The sequence below is a fragment of the Brevundimonas sp. genome (genome assembly GCF_035999125.1).
In the GTDB taxonomy this organism is placed as follows: Bacteria; Pseudomonadota; Alphaproteobacteria; order Caulobacterales; family Caulobacteraceae; genus Brevundimonas.
In genome coordinates, this window is the sequence record NZ_DASYGX010000012.1 from 23,245 (window position 1) to 49,244 (window position 26,000).

General features: G+C 69.4%; 26 protein-coding genes and 1 tRNA gene. 20 read left to right on the forward strand and 7 right to left on the reverse strand.

The features are described from left to right. Positions 1 to 2: 2 nt before the first annotated feature. Both VGN45_RS10855 and VGN45_RS10860 read left to right on the forward strand, forming a co-directional pair. Positions 3 to 1,847 carry a phosphoenolpyruvate carboxykinase (GTP) gene (locus VGN45_RS10855; protein ID WP_327462301.1) on the forward strand — a complete coding sequence of 615 codons (1,845 nt, stop codon included), beginning with the start codon at positions 3 to 5 and terminating at the stop codon, positions 1,845 to 1,847. 49 nt (positions 1,848 to 1,896) lie between these two features. Continuing rightward, the gene (locus tag VGN45_RS10860) at positions 1,897 to 2,973 is read left to right on the forward strand and encodes an FAD-binding oxidoreductase (RefSeq protein WP_327462302.1); all 1,077 of its coding nucleotides are present in this window, start codon (positions 1,897 to 1,899) and stop codon (positions 2,971 to 2,973) included. Here the strand turns inward: VGN45_RS10860 and VGN45_RS10865 are convergent. Beyond that, the gene (locus VGN45_RS10865; RefSeq protein ID WP_327462304.1) at positions 2,954 to 3,694 is read right to left on the reverse strand and encodes a TonB family protein; all 741 of its coding nucleotides are present in this window, start codon (positions 3,692 to 3,694) and stop codon (positions 2,954 to 2,956) included. The two genes, VGN45_RS10860 and VGN45_RS10865, sit on opposite strands and share 20 nt — an antisense overlap. A 239-nt stretch (positions 3,695 to 3,933) precedes the next feature. Here VGN45_RS10865 and VGN45_RS10870 point away from each other — a divergent pair, with 239 nt between their 5' ends. Next, a complete protein-coding gene (locus tag VGN45_RS10870) occupies positions 3,934 to 4,731 on the forward strand; it encodes a transglycosylase SLT domain-containing protein (protein ID WP_327462306.1) in 798 nt (265 codons plus the stop codon). Positions 4,732 to 4,778: 47 nt separating this feature from the next. Beyond that, positions 4,779 to 5,912 carry a DUF2336 domain-containing protein gene (locus tag VGN45_RS10875; protein WP_327462308.1) on the forward strand — a complete coding sequence of 378 codons (1,134 nt, stop codon included), beginning with the start codon at positions 4,779 to 4,781 and terminating at the stop codon, positions 5,910 to 5,912. Positions 5,913 to 5,993: 81 nt separating this feature from the next. On the opposite strand, the gene VGN45_RS10880 is transcribed toward VGN45_RS10875, so the two are convergent. From VGN45_RS10880 to VGN45_RS10890, 3 genes are all read right to left on the reverse strand, one after another. Beyond that, positions 5,994 to 6,470: an Hpt domain-containing protein gene (locus VGN45_RS10880; protein ID WP_327462310.1), complete on the reverse strand. Its 477-nt coding sequence runs from the start codon at positions 6,468 to 6,470 to the stop codon at positions 5,994 to 5,996. 66 nt (positions 6,471 to 6,536) lie between these two features. Then, a complete protein-coding gene (locus tag VGN45_RS10885; RefSeq protein WP_327462312.1) occupies positions 6,537 to 7,313 on the reverse strand; it encodes an NAD kinase in 777 nt (258 codons plus the stop codon). Positions 7,314 to 7,344: 31 nt separating this feature from the next. Beyond that, on the reverse strand, positions 7,345 to 8,469 hold the full coding sequence (locus VGN45_RS10890; RefSeq protein ID WP_327462314.1) for a DUF2336 domain-containing protein: 1,125 nt from the start codon (positions 8,467 to 8,469) through the stop codon (positions 7,345 to 7,347). Positions 8,470 to 8,614: 145 nt separating this feature from the next. Here VGN45_RS10890 and VGN45_RS10895 point away from each other — a divergent pair, with 145 nt between their 5' ends. The 5 genes from VGN45_RS10895 to VGN45_RS10915 all read left to right on the forward strand — a co-directional run bounded on the left by VGN45_RS10895 (position 8,615) and on the right by VGN45_RS10915 (position 15,397). Next, positions 8,615 to 9,379, forward strand: coding sequence for a class II aldolase/adducin family protein (locus tag VGN45_RS10895; protein ID WP_327462316.1), 765 nt, complete (start codon positions 8,615 to 8,617; stop codon positions 9,377 to 9,379). After that, positions 9,376 to 10,134 (forward strand): hypothetical protein, encoded by a 759-nt coding sequence (locus VGN45_RS10900; protein WP_327462318.1) that lies wholly within the window; start codon positions 9,376 to 9,378, stop codon positions 10,132 to 10,134. Before VGN45_RS10895 ends, VGN45_RS10900 begins: the two co-directional genes overlap by 4 nt. Positions 10,135 to 10,262: 128 nt before the next feature. Beyond that, entirely contained in the window at positions 10,263 to 11,402 is a 1,140-nt protein-coding gene (locus VGN45_RS10905; RefSeq protein ID WP_327462320.1) for an efflux RND transporter periplasmic adaptor subunit, read from the forward strand. Between the two features lie 2 nt (positions 11,403 to 11,404). After that, the gene (locus tag VGN45_RS10910; protein ID WP_327462432.1) at positions 11,405 to 14,584 is read left to right on the forward strand and encodes an efflux RND transporter permease subunit; all 3,180 of its coding nucleotides are present in this window, start codon (positions 11,405 to 11,407) and stop codon (positions 14,582 to 14,584) included. A gap of 42 nt (positions 14,585 to 14,626) precedes the next feature. After that, positions 14,627 to 15,397, forward strand: a complete 771-nt coding sequence (locus VGN45_RS10915; protein WP_327462322.1) for a prepilin peptidase — start codon at positions 14,627 to 14,629, stop codon at positions 15,395 to 15,397. On the opposite strand, the gene VGN45_RS10920 is transcribed toward VGN45_RS10915, so the two are convergent. From VGN45_RS10920 to VGN45_RS10930, 3 genes are all read right to left on the reverse strand, one after another. After that, entirely contained in the window at positions 15,394 to 16,023 is a 630-nt protein-coding gene (locus VGN45_RS10920) for a helix-turn-helix domain-containing protein (RefSeq protein WP_327462324.1), read from the reverse strand. The two genes, VGN45_RS10915 and VGN45_RS10920, sit on opposite strands and share 4 nt — an antisense overlap. A 16-nt stretch (positions 16,024 to 16,039) precedes the next feature. Beyond that, positions 16,040 to 16,115: transfer RNA gene (locus tag VGN45_RS10925), tRNA-Thr, on the reverse strand. Positions 16,116 to 16,156: 41 nt separating this feature from the next. Further along, positions 16,157 to 16,594 (reverse strand): HIT family protein, encoded by a 438-nt coding sequence (locus VGN45_RS10930; protein ID WP_327462326.1) that lies wholly within the window; start codon positions 16,592 to 16,594, stop codon positions 16,157 to 16,159. A gap of 103 nt (positions 16,595 to 16,697) precedes the next feature. On the opposite strand from VGN45_RS10930, the gene VGN45_RS10935 reads away from it, so the two are divergent. From VGN45_RS10935 to gmk, 11 genes are all read left to right on the forward strand, one after another. Further along, positions 16,698 to 17,054: a phage holin family protein gene (locus VGN45_RS10935; protein WP_327462328.1), complete on the forward strand. Its 357-nt coding sequence runs from the start codon at positions 16,698 to 16,700 to the stop codon at positions 17,052 to 17,054. 57 nt (positions 17,055 to 17,111) lie between these two features. Further along, positions 17,112 to 17,666 (forward strand): DUF2059 domain-containing protein, encoded by a 555-nt coding sequence (locus VGN45_RS10940; RefSeq protein ID WP_327462330.1) that lies wholly within the window; start codon positions 17,112 to 17,114, stop codon positions 17,664 to 17,666. Next, positions 17,663 to 18,916 (forward strand): Nramp family divalent metal transporter, encoded by a 1,254-nt coding sequence (locus VGN45_RS10945; RefSeq protein ID WP_327462332.1) that lies wholly within the window; start codon positions 17,663 to 17,665, stop codon positions 18,914 to 18,916. Before VGN45_RS10940 ends, VGN45_RS10945 begins: the two co-directional genes overlap by 4 nt. A 76-nt stretch (positions 18,917 to 18,992) precedes the next feature. Beyond that, positions 18,993 to 19,934 (forward strand): ACP S-malonyltransferase, encoded by a 942-nt coding sequence (fabD, locus tag VGN45_RS10950; RefSeq protein ID WP_327462334.1) that lies wholly within the window; start codon positions 18,993 to 18,995, stop codon positions 19,932 to 19,934. Between the two features lie 48 nt (positions 19,935 to 19,982). Then, the gene (locus VGN45_RS10955; RefSeq protein ID WP_327462336.1) at positions 19,983 to 20,315 is read left to right on the forward strand and encodes a hypothetical protein; all 333 of its coding nucleotides are present in this window, start codon (positions 19,983 to 19,985) and stop codon (positions 20,313 to 20,315) included. A 64-nt stretch (positions 20,316 to 20,379) separates the two neighbouring features. Next, entirely contained in the window at positions 20,380 to 21,120 is a 741-nt protein-coding gene (gene fabG, locus VGN45_RS10960; protein WP_327462338.1) for a 3-oxoacyl-[acyl-carrier-protein] reductase, read from the forward strand. Between the two features lie 202 nt (positions 21,121 to 21,322). Continuing rightward, positions 21,323 to 21,562, forward strand: coding sequence for an acyl carrier protein (locus VGN45_RS10965; RefSeq protein WP_125257405.1), 240 nt, complete (start codon positions 21,323 to 21,325; stop codon positions 21,560 to 21,562). A 107-nt stretch (positions 21,563 to 21,669) separates the two neighbouring features. Then, entirely contained in the window at positions 21,670 to 22,950 is a 1,281-nt protein-coding gene (gene fabF / locus VGN45_RS10970) for a beta-ketoacyl-ACP synthase II (RefSeq protein ID WP_327462341.1), read from the forward strand. Position 22,951: 1 nt separating this feature from the next. Continuing rightward, positions 22,952 to 24,088, forward strand: a complete 1,137-nt coding sequence (gene mltG, locus VGN45_RS10975; RefSeq protein ID WP_327462343.1) for an endolytic transglycosylase MltG — start codon at positions 22,952 to 22,954, stop codon at positions 24,086 to 24,088. After that, entirely contained in the window at positions 24,085 to 24,975 is an 891-nt protein-coding gene (locus VGN45_RS10980; RefSeq protein WP_327462345.1) for a YicC/YloC family endoribonuclease, read from the forward strand. The genes mltG and VGN45_RS10980 overlap by 4 nt, the downstream gene beginning before the upstream one ends. After that, positions 24,965 to 25,606, forward strand: a complete 642-nt coding sequence (gmk, locus tag VGN45_RS10985) for a guanylate kinase (RefSeq protein WP_327462347.1) — start codon at positions 24,965 to 24,967, stop codon at positions 25,604 to 25,606. Before VGN45_RS10980 ends, gmk begins: the two co-directional genes overlap by 11 nt. The last annotated feature ends 394 nt before the right edge of the window (positions 25,607 to 26,000 follow it).

Here is a 26,000-nt window from a genome sequence, read left to right on the forward strand (position 1 = left end):
GCATGACGTCGACTGTTCCCGGCCTCCGCCCGGCCCCGACCGCGCACGCCGGCCTGATCGCCTGGGTCGAGCAGATCGCGGCCCTGACCAAGCCCGCCCGCGTCCACTGGTGCGACGGCTCCGAGGCCGAGAAGAAGGCCGTCGTCGCCGACCTGATCGGCAAGGGCACGCTGCGCGCCCTGGATCCGGTCAAGCGCCCCGGCAGCTTCTACGCCGTTTCGGACCCCAAGGACGTGGCGCGCGTCGAAAGCCGCACCTTCATCTGCTCGGCGAATGAGATCGACGCCGGCCCGACCAACAACTGGGCCGACCCGGTCGAGATGCGCGCCCGCATGAATGGCCTGTTCGACGGCTGCATGGCCGGCCGGACGATGTATGTCGTGCCGTTCTCGATGGGTCCGCTGGGCTCGAAGATCAGCGCCCTGGGCGTCGAGATCACCGACAGCGGCTACGTCGCCGTGTCGATGGGCATCATGACCCGCATGGGCAAGGCGGCGCTGGACGTGCTGGGCGCCGACGGCGAGTTCGTGCCCTGCGTCCACACCCTGGGCGCGCCGCTGGCCGAGGGCGAGGCCGACGTGCCGTGGCCGTGCAACGAGGAGAAGTGGATCGTCCACTATCCCGAGACGCGCGAGATCTGGTCCTACGGCTCGGGCTACGGCGGCAACGCGCTCTTGGGCAAGAAATGCTACGCCCTGCGCATCGCCTCGGTCATGGCCCGCGACGAGGGCTGGCTGGCCGAGCACATGCTGATCCTGAAGCTGACGCCGCCGCAGGGTTCGCCCAAGTACGTCGCCGCCGCCTTCCCCTCGGCCTGCGGCAAGACCAACCTGGCCATGCTCCAGCCCACCCTACCGGGCTGGAAGGCCGAGACGGTCGGCGACGACATCGCCTGGATGCGCTTCGGCGACGACGGCCGCCTGTACGCCGTGAACCCGGAGGCCGGCTTCTTCGGCGTGGCGCCGGGCACCAGCCGAAACACCAACCAGAACGCACTGGAAACGCTGGCGAAGGACACCGTCTTCACCAACGTGGCCCTGACCGCCGACGGCGACGTCTGGTGGGAAGGCCTGACGAAGGAAGCGCCCGCGAACCTGACGAACTGGACCGGCGAACGCCACGACCCCTCGTCGGGCAAGCCCGCGGCCCATCCCAACGCCCGCTTCGCCGCGCCGGCGCACCAGTGCCCGACCATCGCGCCGGAGTGGGAAGATCCGAAGGGCGTGCCGATCGACGCCATCCTGTTCGGCGGGCGCCGCGCCTCGGCCGTGCCGTTGGTGACGGAAGCGTTCGACTGGGAACACGGCGTCTTCATGGGCTCCACGGTGGCCTCGGAGGGCACCGCCGCGGCCGAGAACAAGGTCGGCGAACTGCGCCGCGACCCGTTCGCCATGCTGCCCTTCTGCGGCTACAACATGGGCGATTACTTCGCCCACTGGCTGCGGATGGGCGAAGGCCGTGAGGCGGCGAAGCTGCCGCGCCTGTACTTCGTCAACTGGTTCCGCAAGGACCGCGACGGCAAGTTCATCTGGCCGGGCTTCGGCGACAACGCCCGCGTCCTGAAGTGGATCGTCGAGCGTCTGCAAGGTCAGGCCGAGGCGGTGGAGACGCCGGTCGGGCGCGTGCCGACCGCCGCCGCGCTGGACCTGACCGGTTTGTCCCTGACCGACGAGCAGCTCTCGACCCTGCTGGACGTCGACGCCGACGTCTGGGCCGAGGAGGCGTCGCTGATCCCGGAGTTCTTCGCGCAGTTCGGCGACCGCCTGCCGAAGGCGTTGTGGGCTCAGCACGCGGCCCTGACCGCGCGCCTGACCGACGAGCGCGCCGCCGCCGTCGCGGCGGAATAGAGCCGCCTCTCGCTTGCAAAACGGGCACGGGCGGTCGATCTGACCGTCCGTGACTTCCTCCCTCGACGTGATCGTGATCGGCGCGGGCGTGCTGGGCCTGGCGTCGGCGGCTGAACTCGCCGCGCGAGGTCACGTCGTGTCCGTCATCGACCCTGGCGAAGAGAACGCCTCGACGGTGGCCGCCGGCATGATCGCGCCCGCGATGGAATCGGCGCTGGACGACCTGTCCCTCGACGTCGTCGCCGTGCTGACGGCCGCGCGCAGGCTGTGGCCGGACTTCGCGCGTCGCCACGGTCTGCGGCTGATCGAAGACGGCGCGGAATGGCGGGGGCAGGGGGGCGAGGAGGTGGCCCGTCGTCTGCACGCTTTGGCTTGGGAATCAGAGATCACCGAAGACCGCGTCGCCACTCCCCATGACGCCCGGATCGAGCCGGCCGAAGCGCTCTCGCACCTCGCGTCGCGCGTGGGGGTCGTGACTGGGCGCGCGATGGAGGCGCAGCGGGCCGAGCGCGGCTGGTCGGTCGTGCTGGATGATGGGCGGAAGCTCTCGGCCGATCGTCTGGTGGTCGCCACGGGCGCAGGGCCGGCGCTGAAGGGCCTCCCTCCCAAGGTGGCGGCTTTGATCGCCCGGATTCAGCCCATTCGAGGACAGCTGGCCGAGGTGGACGGGGCGGGCCCCGCCCTCACCGTCCGCACGGCCGCCGGCTATGCCGTGCCGTCTGCAGGAGGCATGGTCGTCGGGGCCAGCATGGAACCGGGCGTGCGCGATCTGGAGCCCGATCCGGAAGCTGCCGCTCGTCAGGTGCGTGCCGTGTGCGAAGAGGCGGACTTGGCCGAAGGCTCGATCCGTCCCCGTGTGGGCGTTCGCGGCGCCCTGCCGGACCGCCTGCCCGCCGCCGGGAGGCTGGAGGGCGTGGCGGTGGCGCTGGCGCCCCGTCGCAACGGGTGGCTGCTTGCGCCTCTGGTGGCCAGGGTCGTCGCCGACGCGCTGGAAGGGCGACCGTCCGAACCCTGGGCGGCCGCCCTCGCGCCGGATCGGCCGGGGCTGGACCTTGATTCACCGCATCGTCGACGCGCGAAGCGCGTCAACTCAGGCGGATCAGACCCTAGCGCTCCGGCAGGGTGAACCGCAGGGTTACGTTCACCCGGGCCCCCTCGACCGCGCGCCCGTCGACGGTTCGCGGCGACATGCGGAAGTCGCGCGACAGCCTTAGCGCCGCCCGCCCGAAGCCCTGGCTGGCCGGCGTCTCGTCGGCCACGACGCAGCCGGTCAGGGTTCCGTCCACCCGCACCGTGCAGGTCAATCGCGCCGAACCGGTGATGCCGGCGTTCAGCGCCCGATCCGGATAGGCCTCCATCAGGGCCTGACCGGTGGGCCTTCTGACCCAGTCCGGATTCGTGACCAAGCCCAGAGGGGCCGGCTCGGCGACCGTCGTCGTGGCCGTGCCGTCGGTCGTCGCCGTCGGCTCCGGCGTCAGATCGATCGGACCCGACGGCGCGTCAGTCGCGTCGCTGGGCGTGTAGGGGATGGTCTCAGTGGGCGTCTGTGGGATCGGCGTCACGTTGAGCGGCGTCGTCTGGGCGGGCTTGGCCTGTGTGCGCTCGATCGGTTTCGGCTCCGGCGGCTTCGGTCGGGGCGGCGGCAACAGATCGATGATCGGACCTTCCTCAAGAATCGTCGGCTCGGGTGGCGTCCACCGCTGGTTCAGCAGCCAGACCCCGGCGCCGACGTGCGCAGCCACCGAAAGCGCCGCCCCCGCCCACATCCAGGCCGGCAGACGCGTCTTGCGCGCCTCTCGGGTCCACACGGGGGCCGATGGGCCTCCCGCCGTCCGCATCATCATCATGGCCGTCACTCCCTGTCAGAAGCGCCCCCGGCCTTTCCCCAGAAATCAGTGCGCGCTCACCTTGCGGCAAGTTTGCGGCGGGAAGCATCGCGCCGACCGGATTCGTCATGTGACGTCAGACGCTTGTGGCGACCGCGCAACGGGCCGGGTTCGACGGCCGGCGCCCAAGTATGAATTTCGTCCAAAGGCGCGACCGAGCGATTAAGGTCTCGTTAACCGCGTTCTTCGACCGTCAACTCGTGACCCTGTCCGCGATTCGAGCATCCGGAGGCGTGGAGGCGGCTATCCGCCGCGCTTCGGATTCGACGGGGGTCGACTTCGACTTTCTGATGCGGACGGCGCGGCGCGAAAGCGGGATGAATCCCTCGGCGAAGGCCCCGACGTCCTCGGCGTCCGGCCTGTTCCAGTTCATCGAACAGACCTGGCTGGGCACGCTGAAGGAGCACGGCCGCAAGCATGGCTATGGCCAGTACGCCGACCTGATCTTCCGCGGGAACGACGGGCGGTGGCACGTCAGCGGCTCGGCCCGGAACGTTGTGCTGGACCTGCGGTTCGACCCCGTCGCGGCCTCGGCCATGGCGGCCGAGCTGACGGCGTCGAACGCCGCCTATCTGCGCGGCCGCACGGGCCGTGAGCCGACGGCGACCGATCTGTACGCCGCCCACTTCCTGGGGCCTGCGGGCGCCGCGTCCCTGATGCAGGCGCTGGACCGGCGGCCGGGGTCCAGCGCGGCGGCCCTGTTTCCTCAGGCGGCGGGGGCCAACCGCTCGATCTTTTATCGCGACGGGCGCGCGGCGACCGTGGAAGAGCTGTACGCCAATCTTGGCCGCCATGCGGGGGGCGGCGCTCCGGCTTCAGGCGCGAGCACGGCGCCGTCCGGCGGCTACATCCGCGACGGGCGAGTCGATCTGGACGCTCTAGCTCAAGGGCGGCTCGAGCAGAACCGAGCGCTTCTGGCCTTGCTGCTGGGGCAGGGGGATGACGACGGGGCCGGCGCCTTCCGCGCAGCGTTCGGCGACCCGGGCCGCGCCGCCTGACGATCGAGGTAAACCGGACGTTAAGCCTGTCGGCGCACCTTCTGCACATGACCGCCCTTCGCTCCCGCCTCACCGAAGCCGACGTCCGCCGCTTGGTGAAGTCCACCGATGAGGACGAGCGCGCCGCAGCCGCCCACAAGCTGTGCCGCAGCATGGATCAGGCCGAGTTGTCGGATGAAGATCGCGCCGCCGCCCACAAGATACTGCGCCTGATGGCCCAAGACGCCGCGGAACTGGTGCGGCGCGCAATGGCCGTGACTCTGAAGGCGTCCGACCTGATTCCGCACGACGTCGCGCGCCGTCTCGCCGCCGACGTCGACAGCGTCGCACTGCCGATCATCGGCTTCTCGCCCGCCTTCACCGACGAGGATCTGATCGAGATCGTCAGGGCAGGCTCGGCCGTGCGGCAGGTCGCCGTCGCCGCGCGTCCCTTCGTGTCCCGCGACGTGTCCGACGCTGTGGCCGAGGTGGCCTGTCCTGAGGCCGCGCACACTCTCGCGGCCAACGACAACGCCGACGTGTCGGAAAGGGCGTTGAACCGCCTCGTCGATCGCTTCGGCGACGGGCCCGAAATGGTCGCCGCCGTCGCCTATCGTCAAGCGCTCCCGCTGTCCGTGACCGAACGCCTGGTCGAACTCGCGTCGGACGCCGTGCGCGAACATTTGATCTCACGTCATGCCGTCGCACCGGAGACCGCCATCAGGCTCGCCGCGCATGCGCGCGAGCGCGCGACGGTCGATCTGATCGATCAGGCGGAAGGAGAGCCCGATCTGGGCGTCTTCTGCGCGCGTCTGAACGCCCGTAAGGCGTTGACCGCGTCGGTTCTGCTGAGGGGGCTGGCGAGGGGGCAGCTCGCCTTTCTTGAACACGGCCTCGCCGAGCTGGCTGGGACGCCGCATTCCCGCGCCGCGCTTATGGTCCATGACGCCGGTCCATTGGGCCTGAAGGCCATTTATGACCGCGCCGGACTGCCGCCCAGGCTGTTCGCGGCTTTCCGCGCCGGCGTCGACACTTTCAAGGGGATGCAGGCCGAAGGGCACGACACCACGGGTGAAGATTTCCGCCAGCGCATGCTGGAGCGGTTTCTCACCCAGCGTCCCGGCGCGCCCCGCGAGGATTTGGCCTGGCTGATGGAGCGACTCGACAAGGCGCCGGAGCCGATGCGGGCGCAGGCGGCCTGACGCGAAATGAGCGCGGACCTCCAGGTCCGCATCCACTTGATGATCGCAAGAGCGGGCCTGAAGATCCGCCCTCCAGAAGCCTCAGGCCAGGTGTTCGGCCGTGCGGACTTCGAGAGCCTCGACCAGAGCTTTGCCGACCGGATGCTCGTCGGTCTGGATGCGGTCGCGGACCACCGCCTTGATCGCGTCGATGTGAGCGTCGACCAAGATCATCGGCGCGCTCAGCCGCTTGTTCGCGTCATCCAGCAATTTGCACAACGATCCGGCGATCCGGGTCACCAGCGGATACTGATAGGTGCCGCCCAGGCCCTTCAGGTCATGGGCGCGGAAATAGAGTTGCTCCGCCGTCTCCGCCGTCAGCCCCTGCGCCTTGATGGCGGCACGCGCCGCCTCCAGCTTGTCCAACTCGTCCTGAAGCCACTGGCTGAACTGGCCGGCCATTGCCGCGAGGGCTTCTTCAGCCTTCGCGATCGCCCTCGCGTCGATCGCCCCGAAGCCGCCGCCCACCTTCAGACGCAAGGTGTTCGGCGGATTGATGACTTGGGCCGGGTTGCTCACGGGGACGCTCCTGAAACGCTTCCCATAAGCGTGCCGCGTCGGCGTTAAGAACACGTATGCGGCGCGTCAGGCGGCGAACTGTTCGGCCAGAACCCGCTCGTCGAAAGACCGTCCCGCGTCGAACAACATGGTCAGGGCGACGTCGCGCCGCTCCCGAACTTCGACCCGCGTCACGCGCCGCACCTCGAAGCCGTCGGCCGTGGAACTGACCGGCCGCTTGTCGGCCTCCAGGATTTCAAACGTGACCCGTGACTGGTGAGGCAGAAGGGCGCCGCGCCAGCGGCGGGGACGGAAAGCGCTGATAGGCGTCAGCGCCAGCACTCTCGCATCCAGCGGCACGATAGGCCCGTGGGCGGACAGATTGTAGGCCGTCGAGCCCGCCGGCGTCGCCACGAGGCAACCGTCGCAGGCCAGTTCCTCCATCCGCACGCGGTCGTCGACGTGGATGCGCAGCTTGGCGCTCTGCCGCGTCTGGCGCAGCAGCGAGACCTCGTTGATGGCCAAGCCGGAATGGACCCGGCCGTCCTCCGTCCATGCGTCCATCTGCAGCGGATGGATGACCGTAGGGACGGATTCCGCCACGCGCCGCGGCAGATCGTTCTCGTCATAGTCGTTCAGGAGAAAGCCGACCGAGCCCCTGTTCATCCCATAGACGGGGGTTCGACGCTCCAGATTGCGGTGCAGGGTCTCCAGCATCGACCCGTCGCCGCCCAGGGCCACGATCACGTCGGCTTTCGCTTCCGGGACTTGACCATAGCGGGCCGTCAACCGCGCCAGCGCCGCCAGGGCCTCGGGTCGGTCGCCGGCGACGAAGGCGAGTGTTGGAAGCGAGCCAAGGGTCACCCCTCAGGCAAGCCGCAGGCGGCGCCGCTTGTCAAACCGCTTGGATGCGCGGGCCCGTGATCAGCGCGCGGAAAGCCCTCAAGGCAGACGCCGGAGAAAGCACGCCGCGGTTCCAGACGTCGCCGCCCGACTGGCCGGGGCGCCCGCCGTTCATCTGGCGCAGTTCGTGAAGCAGGGCGGGGAAGACCGCGCGGTCGATGCCCACGGCGGCGCAGGCGTAGTACAGCGGCTCGGCCGTCTCGTGAGCCATCGCCGCGTCGACCTCGTCGACCGTGAACCCTCCGAGCGTGGCCAGGCTGTGTCGGAACAGCGCGAGGCGCTTCTCCCGCGCGGCGCGCACCAGGAACCCGGCCCGCAGCTGGCCCGAAGCGTGCAGCTTGTCGACCAGGCGCCGTTCCATCTCGTCGCGCTCCGCCGAGACGGGCGTCGCTTCGCCGGGAACGCGCGGATTCCCCGGGATCACCTCGTGCACCGCCTCTTCCACGGCGCGCGCCAGTCGCGCCTCGTCGATCTCGAAGCGGTCGCCGATGGCCTGGCGCAGGGCGGCGCCGACCCACAGATACATCTGGGTGGCCAACGCCTCGGTCATCCGGGGATGCCGGGTCAGCGGCAGGCGCAGGGCGGCCACGCGTCTCGAATGCTCGACCAGCCGCCGCATGCCCTCGACGCTCACGTCCGCCGTGGAGTTGCCGGCCAGGGCCGTCAAGGTCGCGGGCTCGCCGCGGTCGATGATGACGTCCGTCACCCGTCCGCTCAGGCGAGGACGGCGCGCCACCTCCACCTGATGGTCGAGGCTGGCCTCCAGCAGCAGGCGGATCAGGGCCTCGTCCTTCAGCAGGGGACTTGCGGCGATGACCGGCCGCGCGATCTCGATCTCGTCCAGGGCCAGCATGTTGACCAGAGCGCGCGGCGCCCAATCGACGTCTGCCAGGCGATTGGACAGGATCTGGCGCATGTCGCGCTCGGCCTGCCGCGCCAGAGTCAGGAAGATGTCCTCCAGAACCGGCGTCAGCCCGGCGCCCACAGGCGCCGCCTCGCACAGCGAAAGCACGCCCAGCAACAGACGCTCTCGGTCGTCCGGAGCGCGGCTGTGGGCCAGCGCCATCAGTTCCGCGACGGGCGGTGGGGAGGGGGCGATCCGGGCGACGGCGGTCACGGCGAACTCCGCAGCTGGCCAAAGCTTGGCCGATGTGAATCCACTTGCCGGATTCATGGTGAAAGCCGGGTTAACCAGTCGCTGCCGCCGCTTGACGGCTCGGACGCGCGGGGCGACGGTCAGTGCTCAATCCGAGGAGGTCGACATGGCCGACGGTCATGCCCAGTCGTTGAAATCACGTGTCTCGGCGGAGGAGTGGCAGGCGCGCGTCGATCTGGCCGCCCTTTATCGCCTCGTCGCCCTGCACGGCTGGGACGACATGATCTTCACCCACATCTCCGCCCGGGTACCTGGACCGGAAAAACACTTCCTGATCAATCCTTACGGCTTCTACTTCGAAGAGATCACCGCAAGTTCTCTGGTGAAGGTCGATCTGGACGGAAACGTGGTTCAGGAGACGACCAGCTTCATCAATCCGGCGGGCTTCACAATCCACTCCGCGGTGCATGCGGCGCGCGAAGACGCTCACTTCGTCATTCACCTGCACACCGTCGCCGGGGTCGGCGTGGCGTCGCAGCAGCACGGCCTGCTGCCGCTCAGCCAGAACGCCTGCCTGCTGCAGGAACAGGTCGCTTATCACGGCTATGAGGGGCTGGCTCTGAACCACGATGAGCGTGAGCGCCTGGTCGCGGACCTCGGCGACAAGTCGCTGATGCTGCTGCGCAACCACGGAACCTTGGCGGTGGGTCAGACCGCCGCCGCCGCCTGGGTCGGGATGTTCTTTCTCGAACGCGCCTGCGCCCAGCAGGTGGCGGCCCTGTCCGGCGGGCGAGACCACGTGCTGCTCGCGCCCGACGCCGCCCAGGCCGAGACGCGGGAGCAGGGCAAGGGCATCGGTTTCGTGTCCGGCCTCGCCTGGCCGGGGGCTCTGCGCCTGCTGGACCGCAAATCGCCGGGCTACGACGCTTGAGATCGGCCGTCGTCGGGGCGTTTCTGCTCGCGGCGGCGCCCGGCGTGGCCTTAGCCCAGGCCTGGGTCGCCCGGCCCGGGACGGGGCAGGCGATCCTGAAGTTCGAATCGATGCGCGCCGACGACGGCTTCGACCCTGACGGCGATCGCGTCGCCCTGCTGGCCGCGCGTCGGGACGACGTCGCCGGCCTGTTCGTCGAGTATGGCGTCGCCGGCCGCTTGGCCGTGCTGTTCAAGGGCGAATGGCAGAGGGGCGAGGACGCGTTCGTCGACTATGACGGCCGCGGACCGCTCGAGATCGGCGTGCGGTGGCAGGCGTGGCGCGACGACCGCGGCGCGGCGTCGCTGCAAGTCTCCTATGCCGACGGGGGAGAGGGCCGCAACGCGGGCTATGCTCCGCCGGGGCAGGGCGACAGCGACTGGGAAGTCCGGGGCGCCCTAGGCCGCAACTTCGCCGTCGAGGGACGCCCCGTGTTCGTCGATCTGCAGGCCGCGCGGCGCATGCGCGATGGCCTGCCCGATGAAGTGCGGGCCGACGCGACCGTGGGCGTCCGCACCAGCGCGGACTGGACCGTGCTGGCCCAGGTCTTCGGCGGCGTCACCGACGATGACGGGGCGCGCTGGCTCAACGTCGAGACCTCTCTGGTGCGCGACCTCGGCGACTGGAGCCTGCAACTGGGGTGGCGCTCGGCCTTGGCGGGGCGAGAGACCCCGGCGGCCTCCGGCCCGGTGTTCGCGATCTGGCGGAGATTCTGATACAAATCCTGTGACGAAATGGCGCGACGGATCGCGTCGATTGGCACGTTAGGTAGCCAGCGACGCGGACCCTGCGTAAATCGGCCGCGCCGTTCGGCACGACTCCAGCTCTCCCAGAGGCCCGCCGCGTGATCAAACGCCATTTCTTTCTTGTCGCCGCCGCCGTGCTGGTGGGCCTGATGGCCGTCGCCGCCGTGATGCGGATCGCCTTCGCCGAAGAGGAGGGCGGGCAGGGTGGTCCCGGCGGGCGGGGCGGACCGGGCGGCGGCCGGGGCCAAGCCGTGGCCGTGGCCGTCGTCGGTCAGCGGGAGTTTTCCGACCAGATTCGGGTGCTGGGCGTCGCGCGCGGTCTGCGGTCCGTGAACATCACCGCGCCGGCCAGTGAACTGATCACACGCGTCATGTTCCGCGACGGACAATATGTGCGCGCCGGCCAGGCCTTGGTCGAACTTCAGGCGCGCGAGGAAGACGCCGCCATAATCGAAGCGCGCGCCCGCGTGGCTCAGGCCGAACGCGACTACGAACGGACCAGGACGTTGGCCGATCGCGGGATCGCACCGCGCGTTCTGGCGGAGCAGGCCCTGGCCGATCTGGACGTCGCCCGCGCGTCGCTGCAGGCGGCGCAGGCCCGATTGGGCGATCGCGTCATCCGCGCGCCGTTCGGCGGCGTGCTGGGCCTGACCACCGTCACGCCCGGAACCTTGGTGGGCCCCAACACCGTCATCACGACGCTGGACGACGTGTCGACGGTGCGGGTCGACTTCCCGATTCCGGAGCGGTTTCTCGGTTCGCTGCAACCCGGCACGCCGATCACCGCCAGCACCGACGCTTACGGCGCCCAGACTTTCGGCGGCCGCGTCGCTCTTCTGGACACGCGGGTGGACGAGAGCACTCGCGCGGTGATCGCCCGGGCCGAAATCCCGAACCCCGGCGGCCGCATCCGGCCCGGGATGGCCATGAACGTGTCGGTCTCCCGCGGTCTGCGCACCAGCCTGGCGGTGCCCGAGGCGGCGGTTCAGTACGAAGGTGACGCCGCCTACGTCTTCCGCATCGTCGGCGGCGAGCGCGGTTCGACCGCCCAGCGGGTCCAGGTCGAGGCGGGCGCCGTCGAAGGCGGCTTCGTCGAAATTCTGTCCGGCCTTGATGCGGGCGATCGTCTGGTCGGCTCGGGCCTGAACCGCATCCAGCCGGGCGCCCCGGTCACGCCCGCGGGACAGGGGCGCGGCCGCTCCGGCGCCGCCGCGCCCGCAGCCAAGGCCGCCCGCTGATGATGCTCTCCGACGTCTCGGTCCGTCGCCCCGTCTTCGCCGCCGTGGCGGCGATCGTGCTGTGCGTCGTCGGCGCCGCGGCCTTCTTCTTCCTGCCCGTGCGGGAACTGCCGGACGTCGATCCGCCCATCGTCTCCGTCTCCACCAGCTACGCCGGCGCCTCGGCCGAGGTGATCGAAAGCCGGATCACCGAGCCGATCGAGCAGCAGGTCGCCGGCATCCCCGGCATCGAACGCATCACCTCCACCAGCCGCGACGGCCGCTCCAACGTGTCGATGGAGTTCAGCCTCGACCGCAACATCGACGACGCAGCCAACGACGTGCGCGACCGCGTCTCGCGCGTGCTGGGCCGCCTGCCGGACCAGGCCAATCCGCCGGAAGTGTCCAAGGCCGACAGCGACAGTCAGCCGGTGATGATCCTGTTTCTGCGGTCGTCGACGATGAACAGGCTGGAGCTGACGGACTACGCCGACCGCTATCTGCTGGATCGACTGGCCACCGTGCCGGGCGTGGCCCAGGTGCAGATCTACGGGGAGCAGCGCTATGCCATGCGCATCTGGCTGGACCCCGCGGCGCTCAGTGCGCGGGGGCTGACGGTCACCGACGTCGAATCGGCGCTCACCAGCCAGAACGTAGAGCTGCCCGCCGGCGCACTGGAGTCCGGCGAGAAGGATTACACCGTCCGCGTCGCCCGCAACTATGCGACGCCGGAAGACTTCGCCCAGATGCCGATCGGCAATGCCGGGTCGGCGTCGCAACCCGGGTCCACGAACGCCGTGCAGGGTCCGGCGACCTACGTCACGCGCCTGGGCGACGTCGCCCGCATCGAAGAGGGGCCGGTCGACGACCGCCGCCTGTTCCGCGGCAACGGCCTGGACCAGATCGGTCTTGCAGTGACACGTCAGGCCCAGTCGAACGACCTGGAAATCTCCAAGGGCGTCGAGGCCATGATCGAGGAGGTTCGGCCGACCCTGCCGGAGGGCGCCGAACTGGTCGTCGGATCCGACAACTCCGTCTTCACCAAGCACGCCATTGAGGAGGTCTGGATCACCATCGGCATCTCCATGGCCCTGGTCGCCCTGGTCAACTTCATCTTCCTAGGCAGCTTTCGCGCCGCCCTGATCCCGTCGATCGTCGCGCCGATCTGTCTTCTGGCGACCTTCATCGTCTTGGCGCCCTTGGGCTTTTCGCTGAACCTGCTGACCCTTCTGGCGCTGGTTCTGGCGATCGGCCTGGTGGTCGACGACGCCATCGTCGTGACGGAGAACATCCAGCGCCGCCTGGATCACGGGGAGCCGCCGCTGGTGGCCGCCGAGCGGGGTACGCGCCAGGTGTTCTTCGCCGTCGTCGCGACGACGGTCGTCCTCCTGTCGGTCTTCGCCCCCCTGATGTTCCTGCCGGGCTACGTCGGCCGTCTGTTCGTCGAGCTGGCGGTGGCCATCGCCGCGGCGGTCGCGTTCTCGGCCTTTCTGGCGCTAAGCCTGTCGCCCATGCTGGCGTCGAAGATCCTGCGTCCGGCCACCTCTTCGGGTTGGCTGGTGCGGCGCGTGGATGGGGCGATGGACGCCCTGCGCCGGTCGTACGAGCGGTCGCTGAACATGATGCTGGGCCGTCGTGTCGCCGTGGTCGGAGTGGGGGCGCTGGTCGTCGCCGTCGGCCTGGGCGCCTTTCTGATGTTCAAGGCCCTGCCCAGCGAACTGGTGCCCGACGAGGACCGCGGCCGCGTGCAGGTCCGTGTGCAAGGCCCCGAGGGCGCCGGCTTCGACTACACGCGCCGGATCGTGCTGGGTCTCGAACCGCTGCTGGCGGAATACGCCCGCAACGGGGAGGTGGAGTCCTATCTCGTCTCCGCCCCCGGCTTCGGCGGCGGCAGCTTCAATTCGGGCAACGCCTCGCTGATTCTCAAGGATTGGTCGGAGCGCGACCGCTCCGCCGACGAGATATCGCAGGAACTTAACGGCAAGCTGCGGTCCCAGACCGGCGCCCAGGTCAATGCCTCGGTGCCCGGTGGATTCCAACGGGGGCAGGGCAACTCCAACTCCATCGAAATGATCGTCACCGGCGCGGACTACGGCGACGTCTACGCTTGGCTGCAGCCCATCCTGGCCGCGGCGCAGGAGAACCCGGGCTTCTCTCGTCCCCGACTGAACTATGAGCCGAACGCTCCACGACTGCTGGTCGACGTCGATCCGGAAAAGGCGGCGGCGCTCGGCGTTTCCGCCCAACAGATCGGCCGCACGCTGGAGACCATCCTCGGCTCTCGCCGCTCGACCACCTACATCAAGGGCGGTCAGGAGTACGACGTCATCCTGCAGACCGAGCGGGACGAGCGCCGCACGGTGACGGATCTGGAGTCGCTCTACGTCGAGACCGGGTCGGGCTCGCTGGTGCCGCTGTCGGCGGTGGTGCGGACCCAGACGTCGGGCGACACGCCCGATCGCCGCCGCCTTGACCGCCAGCGCGCCATCACCCTGTCCGCCGACCTGAATCCGGGTACGACCTTGGCCGACGCCATGGCCTTTCTGGAGGCTGAGGCCGCCAAACAGCCGACCGGTGTGGGCGCGGTCCAGTGGGGCGGCGCGGCGCGGGATCAGAACGAGGCGGGCGGCGCCGTGGCCGCCGCCTTCGGCCTGGCCCTGTTGCTGGTCTTCCTTGTGCTGGCCGCCCAGTTCGAAAGCTGGATCACGCCTGCCGTGATCATGCTCACCGTGCCGCTGGCCGCCGCCGGGGGCCTGTTCGGCCTGGTCATGGCGGGGTCCAGCCTGAACATCTATTCCCAGATCGGCCTGATCATCCTGATCGGCGTGGCGGCCAAGAACGGCATCCTGATCGTTGAGTTCGCCAACCAACTGCGTGACCAGGGTCGCTCGGTGCGCGAGGCGATCATCGAGGCCTCTGCGCTGCGTCTTCGCCCCATCATCATGACCTCCATAGCCACCGCCTTCGGCGCCCTGCCGCTGGTGCTGTGGCAGGGCGCGGGCGCGGGCAGCCGCCAGACGATCGGCGTGGTCATCTTCGCTGGAGCCATCTTCGCGACGATCCTGACCTTGTTCGTGGTGCCGGTGATCTATGGCCTGCTGGCCCGCTTCACCCGCTCACCGGAATACACGGCCCGCAAGATCGAGGAGTGGGAGGCCAAGGAGGCCACCGCCAACGACGCCGTCCCTCAAGCGGCGGAATAGGTGCACTGGACGCGACGTCGGCGGGGCTGATAGGCCCGGACCATGGATGCGGTCTCCGCCCCTGATCCGGTGATCCTGGCCGCCGCGCTCGGCGGATTGGGACTGATCGTCGGCAGCTTTCTGGCGCTCGTCTCCGTGCGCCTGCCCGAGGGGGAGGGCGTGGTGGCGGGCCGCTCTCGCTGCCGGTCCTGCGCGACGCCCATCCGACCGCAGCACCTGATCCCCGTCTTCTCGTGGTTGGCACTGCGTGGAAGGTGCGCCGACTGCGGCGCCGCCATCTCTCCGCGACATCCGGTGATCGAGCTTCTGGCGGCCGGGCTCGGCGTCTGGGCGGGCCTCTCGGCTCCGGATCTCCTCACAGCCGTCGCCGGCGCCGCCCTCGCCTGGCAGCTGCTGCTGATCGCGGCGATCGACGCCGAGCGGTTCCAGATGTTCGACGCGCTGCTGGTCCCCCTGATCCTGACGGGCCTTTTGCAAGGCGCTCTGCAGGGTTGGGACGTCGCCGCCTTCCGCCTGCTGGGCGCGGCTCTGGGGTTCGCCCTCCTGTGGGGCGTCGGCTTCCTCTACGCGCGGGTGCGGGGCCGCACCGGGCTGGGCGACGGCGATCCCATACTGTTCGCGGGCGCCGGAGCCTGGGTCGGCGCGGCGGCCCTGCCCTCTGTGCTCCTGTGGGCCGCGCTGGCGGGCCTCAGCGTGGTCGCCGCCCGGCTGATCCTGCGAAGGGGCGTGCGCGGCGACGACCGCCTGCCGTTCGGCGTCTTTCTGGCGATCGGGACTTGGCTGGTCTGGCTGTACGGGCCGGTGGGCGTCTAGCGGCCGGTCGTCAGCCGCACGACCATGTGCGCCGTGGTGTCCAGAATGGCGGCGTCGTCGTCGGCCCGGCGCAGCAGGCCGAATCCCGCTCCGACCGACTCCACCAGGCTGACGACCTCATAGCTGGCCAGCCGGGGATCCAGCCCCTCGGGATGAAAGCCCGCCGCGCGCGCGCGGGCGATTCGCCGCTCAAGCGCCAGATGCAGCCGGCGCAAGCGGCGGATGCGGCTTTCGGCGAAGGCGGGGTCGCCCCGGTCGGCCATCAACCGCTCGACGCTCAGCGCGGCCCCGTGCCGACGCCAGACGCCGGCCATGGCCTCGACGAAGGCACGACAGGCGCGGAACGCCTCGTCGCCGGACCAGTCGCCCTCCAGCAGGCCGGCCAGCGCCTCGGTGTCCGGCGCGGCCGCCTCGCACAGCGCCAGCGCCGCCTCGTCAACGGTCTTGAAGTAGGTGTAGACGCTGGGCGCCGAGACGCCCGCCCGCTGGGCCACGTCGGTCAGGCGGACCGCCCCCGGCCCGCGCTCTTGCAGCAGCTCGCGCACCGCCTCCAGCAGGGCCTCGCGCGTGCGGGCGCCTCGCGTGCGGATCCGGTGTCCCAGCTTGTTGGTCAGCGGCTCGGACATGGCGTCCAGGGAAGGGTGGTGCCGGTTGCAGGGATCGAACCCGCGACATCCAGTTTACAAAACTGGCGCTCTACCAACTGAGCTAAACCGGCCCGAAAAGAGGCTGACCGGGCTTATGCCCAGCCAAGCCGCGTCAGTCCATGGCCGCGGCGATGCGCGCCGCCAATGCCTTGAGAGCGTGGGTCTCGGCCATCGGCGCGTGCCCGTGGCCTTTCATCGGCCGATCCGCCCAACGCGGGATGACATGGAAATGCAGGTGGAAGACGGTCTGCCCCCCCGCCTCGCCGTTGAACTGCATGACCGAAACGCCGTCGGGGGTCAGGGCCTGCGTCACGGCGCGGGCCATGCGCCGCACGCCCTCGGCCAGCTCCGCCATGACCTCGGGCTCGACCTCGAGCAGGTTGCGCGCCTTCGACGCCTTCGAGATGATCAGGACGTGCCCCTCTGACTGAGGGAACACGTCCATGAACGCCAGGACGCGGTCGTCCTCCCATACTTTCACGCAGGGCAGGTCGCCGCGCAGAATCCTGGCGAAGACGTTGTCGGGATCATAGGCGCCGGTCAGGCTCATGAGCGTCTCCTCCGTCCGCCTGCCTAGCAAAAGCTGATGGGTGAGGGGAGCCGAAGCCCCCTCCATGCGCTATGCCAAGCGTGACCGTTTCGGAGAGCCCCGCATGATCCGCTTCCTCGTCCAGGCCCTGGTGACCATGCTCGGCTTGTGGCTGTCGGCCCAGATCGTGCCTGGAGTCGACTTCACCTCGACTGGAAGCCTGATCGCCGCGGCGATCATCCTGGGCCTGGTCAACGCGGTCGTGCGGCCGATCCTGGTGGTGGTCACCTTCCCGATCACCGTGGTCACCCTGGGTCTTTTTCTGCTGGTCGTGAACGCGGCGATGATCGGCCTGACCGCCATGTTCCTGGGCGGTTTCGAGGTGATCGGCCTGTGGGCCGGCGTCGGCGCGGCGATCGTGACGGGCGCCGTCAGCTGGATCGCTGCTCTTCTGAGCCCTGACGGAGTCAAACGGGACTGACTTGTCATCCCTTCCTGGCACGGGCCATTGTGCTCATCTGCCGGAGGGAGCCTGTAGATGCTGAACAAGATCGCGCCGTGGGCGTGCGGGGTCGCACTGATGCTGGGGGCGGGACCTGCGGTCACTTTGGATATGGGGGCGCCGACCGGCTTTCAGGACAGGGCGCGGCCGGCCGACTATGCCGCGCGCGAGGCGCGGGCGCGCCGACTGGTCGAGTCTCTCGACATCCAGAAGGGCGTTCAGACCCTTCTCGCGAGCATGCCGGAGTTGATGGAAGTCTATGCCGCGGACATGCCGGCGGCCGAGCGTGCCGAGTTCAACGCCTTCATGAAGGACGTCATGGCCGATATCCTGCCCTGGTATCTCGAAACCTTCATGGAAGAGACCGTCGAGATCTATGCCACGACCTTCACGGTCGAAGAGCTGGATCACATGCTCGCCTTCTACGACACGCCGCTGGGCCGACGGATCAATGAGAAAAGTCTGCGCCTCGGGGTCGATCTGGCCATCGTCAACGAGCGTTTGATGCCCGAGGTGCTGCGGCGCATGGCCAACGCCATGTGCAGCCGGCTGAAGTGTGACCCGGACGATCTTCTGGCCGAGATGCTGTGACGGCGACGCCGCCCTCGGCCGGTCGCTTCATCGGCCCCGGCATCGTCGTGGCGGCGACCGGCGTCGGCGCGGGCGATCTGGTGGCGACGCTGGTGGCGGGCGCCCGATACGGCGAGGCCCTGCTTTGGGCGGCCGTGATCGGAACGGTCCTGAAGATCGCTCTGGCCGAGGGCGTGGGCCGCTACACCCTGACGTCGGGCATGACGATGTTCGAGGGATGGTCCGCCTTGCCGGGGCCGCGCCTCGGCCGTTTGAACTGGGCCGGCGGCTATTTCGGCGCCTACGCCGTGATCTGGGGCTTCGTCTATGGCGCGGCTGCCATGACGGCTTCGGCCCTGCCTCTGACGGCGCTGTTTCCGGCGCTGGATCTGAAGACCTGGGGCATGCTGATGGGCCTGACGGGGCTCGGCCTGGTGACGATCGGAGGCTACGGCCTGTTCGAGAAGATCATGGCGACCCTGGTCGGGATCATGTTCGTGACGGTGGTGGGTCTGGCGGTGGTCGTCTCGCCGGACGTGCCCCGTCTCCTCACGGGCCTATGGCCCACCTTGCCCGGCGGTTCGGGGTTCTACGTCCTCGGCCTGATCGGCGGCGTCGGCGGGACCATCACCATGGCGGCCTACGGCTACTGGCTGGCGGTCAAGGGTTGGCGAGGGCCGGAGTTCGTCCGCGTCATGCGGATCGACAATCGCGTCGCCTATGCGATGACCGGCCTGTTCGTCGTGGCCATGCTGGTCGTGGGCGCCGAACTGCTTCATGCCTCAGGCACCGCCCTGCAGAGCGGCGACCGCGGTCTGCTGGATCTGGGCGGCGTGCTGGAAGATCGTTTCGGCCGCCCGGTCGCCGTCGCATTTCTGGTCGGCTTCTGGGCCACCGCCTTTTCCAGCCTGATCGGCGTCTGGCAGGGCGTCAGCCTGATGTTCGCGGATTTCGTGGCTCACCTCGCCGGGCATTCCGACGACGCCACGCTGAAGGGAGCCCGGAGTCTGCCGTTCCGCGCCTATGCGCTCTGGCTGACTTTCCCGCCGATGGCTCTGCTGTTCATCGACCGTCCCTTCGCCCTCATCGTGGCCTACGGCGTGCTCGGCAGCTTGTTCATGCCGTTCCTCGCCGGGACGCTGCTCTGGCTGCTGAACTCGACCCGCACTCCTGCGGAATGGCGATCCGGCTGGATTTCCAACGGCTTGCTGGTCGTCTCCGCGATCCTTTTCGCCGTGCTCGCGGCCAGGGAAATCGGTGGTCTGAATTGACGATTTCTGTGGGTATTGCTCCGCCGCGACGATCCGCCTAGGGAGCGGCCGACATGAACCGGTTACAAGTGCAGTCATGACCACGGCCTTCCTTTTCCCCGGCCAGGGCAGCCAGGCGGTGGGCATGGGCGCGGCGCTCGCCGACGCCTTCCTGGTGGCGCGCGAGGTCTTCGCCGAGGTCGACGACGCCCTGGGCCAGCACCTGTCGCTGCTGATGCGCGAGGGCCCCGAGGATCAACTGACCCTGACCGAGAACGCCCAGCCTGCGCTGATGGCCGTTTCGGTCGCGGTGATGCGGGCGCTCAAGGCCGAGTTCGACGTCGACGTCGCCTCCGCCGCCTTCGTCGCCGGCCATTCGCTCGGCGAATACTCCGCGCTGTGCGCCGCCGGAACCTTGTCGCTGGCCGACGCCGCTCGCCTGCTCAAGCTGCGCGGTCAGGCCATGCAGCGCGCCGTTCCTGTGGGCCGCGGCGCCATGGCGTCGCTGATCGGGCCCAAGACCGACCTGGCCCTGGCAGAGGCGGCCGCAGCCGCGGGCTCCGGGATGGGCGTCTGCGTGGTCGCCAACGACAACAACGCCGGCAACGTGGTGATCTCGGGAGAGAAGGCCGCCGTCGACCGCGCGATCGAAAAGGCCAAGGAACTGGGCGCGCGCGCCATTCCGTTGAACGTTTCGGCGCCGTTCCACTGCCCGCTGATGGCGCCCGCCGCCGAAGAGATGGCCGCCGCCCTGGCCGACGCCGCACTGAAGGCGCCGGTCGTGCCGGTGGTCGCCAACGTCACCGCCCGCCCCGAAACCGATCCGGAAACCATCCGCCGCCTGTTGGTCGAGCAGGTGACCGGCCGCGTCCGCTGGCGCGAGTCGATGGAGTGGATGTCGGGCGAAGGCGGCGTGACCCGTTTCGTCGAGGTCGGCTCGGGCAAGGTTCTGGCCGGCATGGCCAAGCGCATCGCGCCGGACGCCGAGAGCCTGTCGCTCAACGCGCCGACCGACCTGGAGGCTTTCGCCGGCGTCTGAAGCCGCCGCAGTCGCGTATCTGTTCAGTGTCAGGAGTGAGTTCGTAAATTGAGCGTCCGCGTCACCGCCCATTCCGCCGCCGTCACCTGGGGCTGGCTGCGTTGGCCCGTTTATCTGGCCCTGATCGCCGCCGCCGTCTGGGCCGGCGCGCATCTTCACGACGGCGATCTGATCGGCCATCTGGCGGCGGGGGGGATGGGTCTGGTCCTCGCCGGCTCGGTCGCCTTCGCCGTCCCGCGCTGTCCCCGCTGCAACCACCACCTCTTCGGCCGTAACGACGACGGCTCGCGCAGGCTGCTGCGGCCGCGGCAGCGCTGCGGCAAGTGCAATCTGGACCTGACGCGGTATGGTCCGGGAGATCCGCGCGCGAAGAAGGAGTGATCTCCGGTTTGCCCCGGACCGCCTTCGGGCGGTAAGCACCGGGCGACATTTCGCGGAGACTTCCATGTTCGACCTTTCCGGCAAGACCGCCCTCGTCACGGGCGCCACCGGCGGCATCGGCGGCGCGATCGCTCGCGCCCTGCACGCTCAAGGGGCGGCCGTGGTTCTGTCCGGCACGCGTGAAACCGTTCTGGCGGATTTGGCGAAAGACCTCGGCGAGCGCGCCTTCGTCGCCTCCGCCAACCTCTCGGACGCCGAATCGGTCGATGGCCTGGTCGCCCGGGCGGAAGAGGCGGCGGGCGCGCCGCTGGACGTCCTGGTCGCCAACGCCGGCATCACCAAGGACGGTCTTCTGATGCGCATGAAGGACGAAGACTTCACCGACGTCCTGAAGGTCAACCTCGAAAGCTATTTCCGACTCGCCCGCGCCGCCATGAAGGGCATGATGAAGCGCCGGGCCGGCCGCATAATCGGCGTCACCTCGGTGGTCGGCGTGACCGGCAACCCCGGCCAGACCAACTATGCGGCCTCAAAGGCCGGCATGATCGGCTTCTCCAAGTCGCTTGCGCAGGAGGTCGGTTCGCGCGGCATCACGGTGAACTGCATCGCGCCGGGCTTCATCGCCTCGCCCATGACCGACGTGCTGAACGACCAGCAGCGTGAGACCATTCTGAGGAACATCCCGACCGGCCGGCTGGGCACGGGCGACGAGATCGCCGCCGCCGCCGTCTATCTCGCGTCCGACGAGGCCGCCTACGTCACGGGGCAAACCCTGCACGTCAATGGCGGCATGGCCATGATCTGAAGATCATGGCGCGGCGGCATGGCGATGATCCGACGGCGATCACGACGTGCGACAGGGTGTTTCCCCCGTCGCAGGCTGTGCTAAACCGCCAGTGACCGTCGGCGGTCGAGTCCCTGTCCGGACTTGCGCCGTCGTCGCCGTCGTGAGACGGCAGGCCTGATCGAAGACCCCGCCGCTCGCGGCTTAGAGAACAGAGACACCCATGTCCGACACCCTGGAACGCGTCCGCAAGATCGTGATCGACCACCTGGACGCCGACCCCGACAAGGTCACCGAAAAGGCCTCCTTCATCGACGACCTGGGCGCCGACTCGCTCGACAACGTCGAGCTGGTCATGGCTTTCGAAGAAGCCTTCGACATCGAAATCCCCGACGACGCCGCCGAGCACATCCAGACGGTCGGAGACGCGGTCAAGTTCATCGACGAGAAGCTGGCGGGCTGATTTCCGTCCGTCCTTGACGGCTTGATGGCCGCCGCGGCGCGTCCCTGTCGGGCGGGTCCGGCGGCCATCGGCGTTTAGGCCGTCGCGTTTTCGACAGGAGGTTCCTCATGCGCCGCGTCGTCGTCACCGGCCTGGGTCTGGTCACCCCGCTCGGCACGGGCGTGGAACACGCCTGGAAGGGCGTCGTCGAAGGCCGCTCGGGCATCCGCAAGATCACGGCCTTCGACACCGAAGGCTTCGCCTGCTCCATCGCCGGAGAGGTGCCCCAGGTCGACGGCCGGGGGCACGGCGCTCCGGACCAGCCGGGCGTCTTCGACCCCGAGACGGTCATGTCGGCCAAGGACCGCAAGCGGGTCGACGACTTCATCGTCTACGCCATCGCCGCCGCCGACGAGGCGCTGGCCGACGCCGGCTGGAAGCCCGAGAGCGAAGACGACAAGTGCGCCACCGGCGTCATGATCGGCTCCGGCATCGGCGGCCTGGGCCCCATCGCCGCGACGGCCCTGGAGATGCAGGAGAAGGGACCGCGCCGCGTCAGCCCCTTCTTCATCCCGATGTCGCTGATCAATCTGGCGTCGGGCCAGGTGTCGATCCGTCACGGGCTGAAGGGACCGAACCACTCCGTCGTCACCGCCTGCGCCACCGGCGCCCACGCCATCGGCGACGCGGCCCGCATGATCGCCCTGGGCGACGCCGACGTGATGGTGGCGGGCGGGGCCGAGAGCTCCATCGTCCCCATCGGCATCGCCGGCTTCCTGGCCTGCCGCGCCCTGTGCACGGACTTCCAGGACCAGCCGGAACGCGCCAGCCGCCCCTACGACAAGGACCACGCCGGCTTCGTCATGGGCGAGGGCGCCGGGATCATGGTGCTGGAGGAATACGAGCACGCGAAGGCTCGGGGCGCGAAGATCTATGCCGAGGTCGTCGGTTACGGCATGTCGGGCGACGCCTATCACATCACCGCGCCCAGCGAGGACGGGGAGGGGGGCTTGCGCGCCATGCAGGCGGCGCTCAAGCGCGCCGGGATGCAGCCGTCCGACGTCGACTACGTGAACGCCCACGGCACCTCCACAATGGCCGACTGGATCGAGGCCAAGGCCGTCGAGCGCCTGATGGGCGACCACGCGCCGAACGTCGCCCTGTCCTCCACCAAGTCGATGATCGGCCACCTGCTCGGCGCCGCCGGGGCGGTGGAGTGCGTCTTCTGCGTCCTGGCCATCCGCGACCAGATCGCCCCGCCGACGATCAATCTGGAGAATCCGGAGCAAGACACCGCCCTGCACATGGTCAGGGACAAGGGCGAGCCGAGGAAGATCGACGTCGCCATGTCCAACAGCTTCGGTTTCGGCGGCACCAACGCCACCGTCGTCTTCCGCAAGGTCGACTGAGGTGCGGCTTCCCCGGTTCGGCGGCGGCGACCGCAAACCCTTCGCCATCGCCCTGCTGGCGGCCACGGCGACGTTCAGCGTCTTCCTGATCGGCCTGTTGGCGGTCGTCTGGAGCGTCTTCTACGCCCCCGGACCCGGCGCCCGCACCGGCGACGCCACCATCGTGACCCTGCCCAGCGGCGCGGGCGTCTCGGCCATCGCCCAGCAGCTGAAGCAGGCCGGCGTGATCCGCTCCACCGACATGTTCAAGGCCGCCGCCACCCTGACCGGCGCGGACCGCAAGCTGCGCGCCGGCGAGTACGAGGTGCCCAGCCGGGCGTCCCTGCGGTCCGTGCTCAGCCTGCTGGTCTCCGGCCGGGTCGTCCGCCACTACGTGACCCTGCCGGAAGGCTGGTCCTCGGCCCAGGCCGTCGACGTCCTGATGCGCAATCCGCTTCTGACGGGAGAGGTCGAGACGCCGCCCGAGGGCAGTCTGTGGCCCGACACCTATGAGATCAGCCGTGGCGAGACGCGGGCCTCCGTCGTCCGCCGCATGCGGCTGGCTCACGACCGCAACCTTGCCGAACTCTGGGCCCAGCGCGGGCCCAACAGCGTCGTCTCGACGCCTGAGGAGGCCGTCGTCCTGGCCTCCATCGTCGAGAAGGAGACGGGCGTCGCCGCAGAGCGCCCGCGCGTCGCCGCCGTCTTCTCCAACCGGCTGCGCATCGGCATGCGGCTGGAGAGCGATCCGACCATCGTCTACGGCATCACCCAGGGTCGACCGCTGGGCCGCGGCCTGCGCCGGTCGGAGATCGACGCCCCGACCCGCTGGAACACCTATCAGATCGACGGCCTGCCTCCGACGCCCATCGCCAATCCGGGCGGAGAGGCGATCAAGGCCGTGCTGAACCCGCGGGTGACCCAGGACCTGTTCTTCGTCGCCGACGGCACGGGCGGCCATGTGTTCGCGCCGACCTACGAGCAGCATCTGGAAAACGTCGCCCGCTGGCGCGCCATCGAGCGTCGCCGCGCCGGCCTGCCGCCTGAATCCGTGCCCCAGGCGCCGACCGGCGACGCCGCGCCCGCGCCGACCGGCGAAATCTCGCCCGACGCCGGCGCTGAGGTGACCATCCTGCCGCCAGGCCAGGCGCCGCGATGAGCGCGGACGGCCAGATTTCCGGCATGACCGGCTTCGGCCGGGCCGACGGCGCCGGCCACGGCTGGACCTGGTCGGTCGAGGCCCGTTCGGTCAACGGCCGCAATCTGGAGGTCCGCCTGCGCGCGCCCTCGGGCTTCGACGATCTGGAACGCCTGACCAAGGCCGCAGCCCAGTCGCGGTTCGCGCGCGGTCAGGCGTCGCTGACCGTGCAGGCCAGGCCGGAGGCGGGTTCGGCGGCGGTCGGCGTCGATTCCGAGGTTCTGTCCCGCTACCTGACCCTCGCTCGCCAGCTGGTCGAAGCCGGCGCCGCCCCGCCGACCGCCGACGGCCTGCTGGCCCTTCGTGGCGTCGTCTCCGCCGACGAGACCGCGGCCGATCCGGACGCCCTCGCCGCCGTGCAGGCGGCGGTCGCGGCCACGGTCGAGCGGGCGCTCGACGCGCTCCAGGTCTCGCGGCGGCACGAGGGCGCGCAACTGCTGCCGGTGCTGACCGGCCTGATCGACCGCATCGAAGCCTTGGTCACCGCCGCCGAGCGCGAGGCCGCGGCTCAGGTCGACGCCGTGCGAGACCGCTTCGCCCGCCGCATGGCCGAGATCGCCCCCGACGCGCCGGGCCTCGAGGAGCGCGTCTTCCTCGAAGCCGCCGCCCTGGCCGCCAAGGCCGACGTGCGCGAGGAGCTGGATCGCCTGACCGCCCACGTCGCCTCCGCCCGCGCCTTGCTGACCGCGCCGCCCGCCGGCCGCAAGCTGGACTTCCTGATGCAGGAGTTCATGCGCGAGGCGAACACCCTGTGTTCCAAGTCCGCCACCGTCCCGCTCACCTCCGTCGGCCTGGACCTGAAGGCCGCCGTCGAACAGCTGAGAGAACAGGTTCAGAATGTCGAATGACCGCACCCCGCGCCGGGGCGTCCTGCTGATCGTCGCCAGCCCGTCCGGGGCCGGCAAGACGTCGCTGTGCCGCCGCCTGATGGCCGACCACGGGGCGCTGGAGCTGTCCGTCTCCGTGACCACGCGTCCGATTCGGCCGGGAGAGGTCGCCGACCGCGACTATCACTTCGTCGACCATGCCGAATTCCAGCGTCTGATCGACGAGGACGCATTCCTGGAATGGGCTGACGTGCACGGCAACCGCTACGGCTCCCTGCGCGCGCCGGTGGATCAGGCGCTGTCGGAGGGTCGCGACGTGCTGTTCGACATCGACTGGCAGGGCGCAGCCGAGGTGGCCCGCAAATGCCCGGAGGACGCCGTGCGCGTCTTCATCCTGCCGCCCAGCCTGGCCGAACTGCGCCGTCGTCTCGTCACGCGCAGCCAGGACGCCGACGACGTGATCGAGCGCCGCATCCAGAACGCCAAGGGCGAGATCGAGCGCTGCGACCAGTTCGACTACGTCTTCGTCAACGACGACTTCGACCGGAGCTACGCAGAGCTGGCGCACATCTACCACGCCGAACGCAGCCGCCTGCGCCGCAATCTTTGGGTCGCCGACTATCAGAAGGCCTTGCTGGACGAGGGGGTCTAGAGCCTGATCGGCTGAGGTGGAATCGCTTCGCGATTCCGCCGATGCCGTGAATCAGGCTCCAGCATGATCCTGGAGCGCATTCCGCGCTGGGCTGGACTGCGTCCAGCTCAGCCGAATGCGCTCTAGAGCCCCGACGCCGGTCCTGTTTCGGGTGTGTCCCGCCTTCTTGGGACCAGGGCGTCGATCTGCATCACCTCGCCGTCCGCGATCGCGCGAGCGATCCGATTGCGCACGGGGCCAGGGTGATCTGGTCTTCCATGGCGCGCGACCTGGCGATCCCCAACGCCGTCGGCCCGGTCTTCGGCAGAATCGAGATTCGACGCTGCGGCCGTGGATCTGGCGCAGGGCAAGATATGCAGAAGCGACGCCTTCATCGGGCCGCTGCCCGACCTCG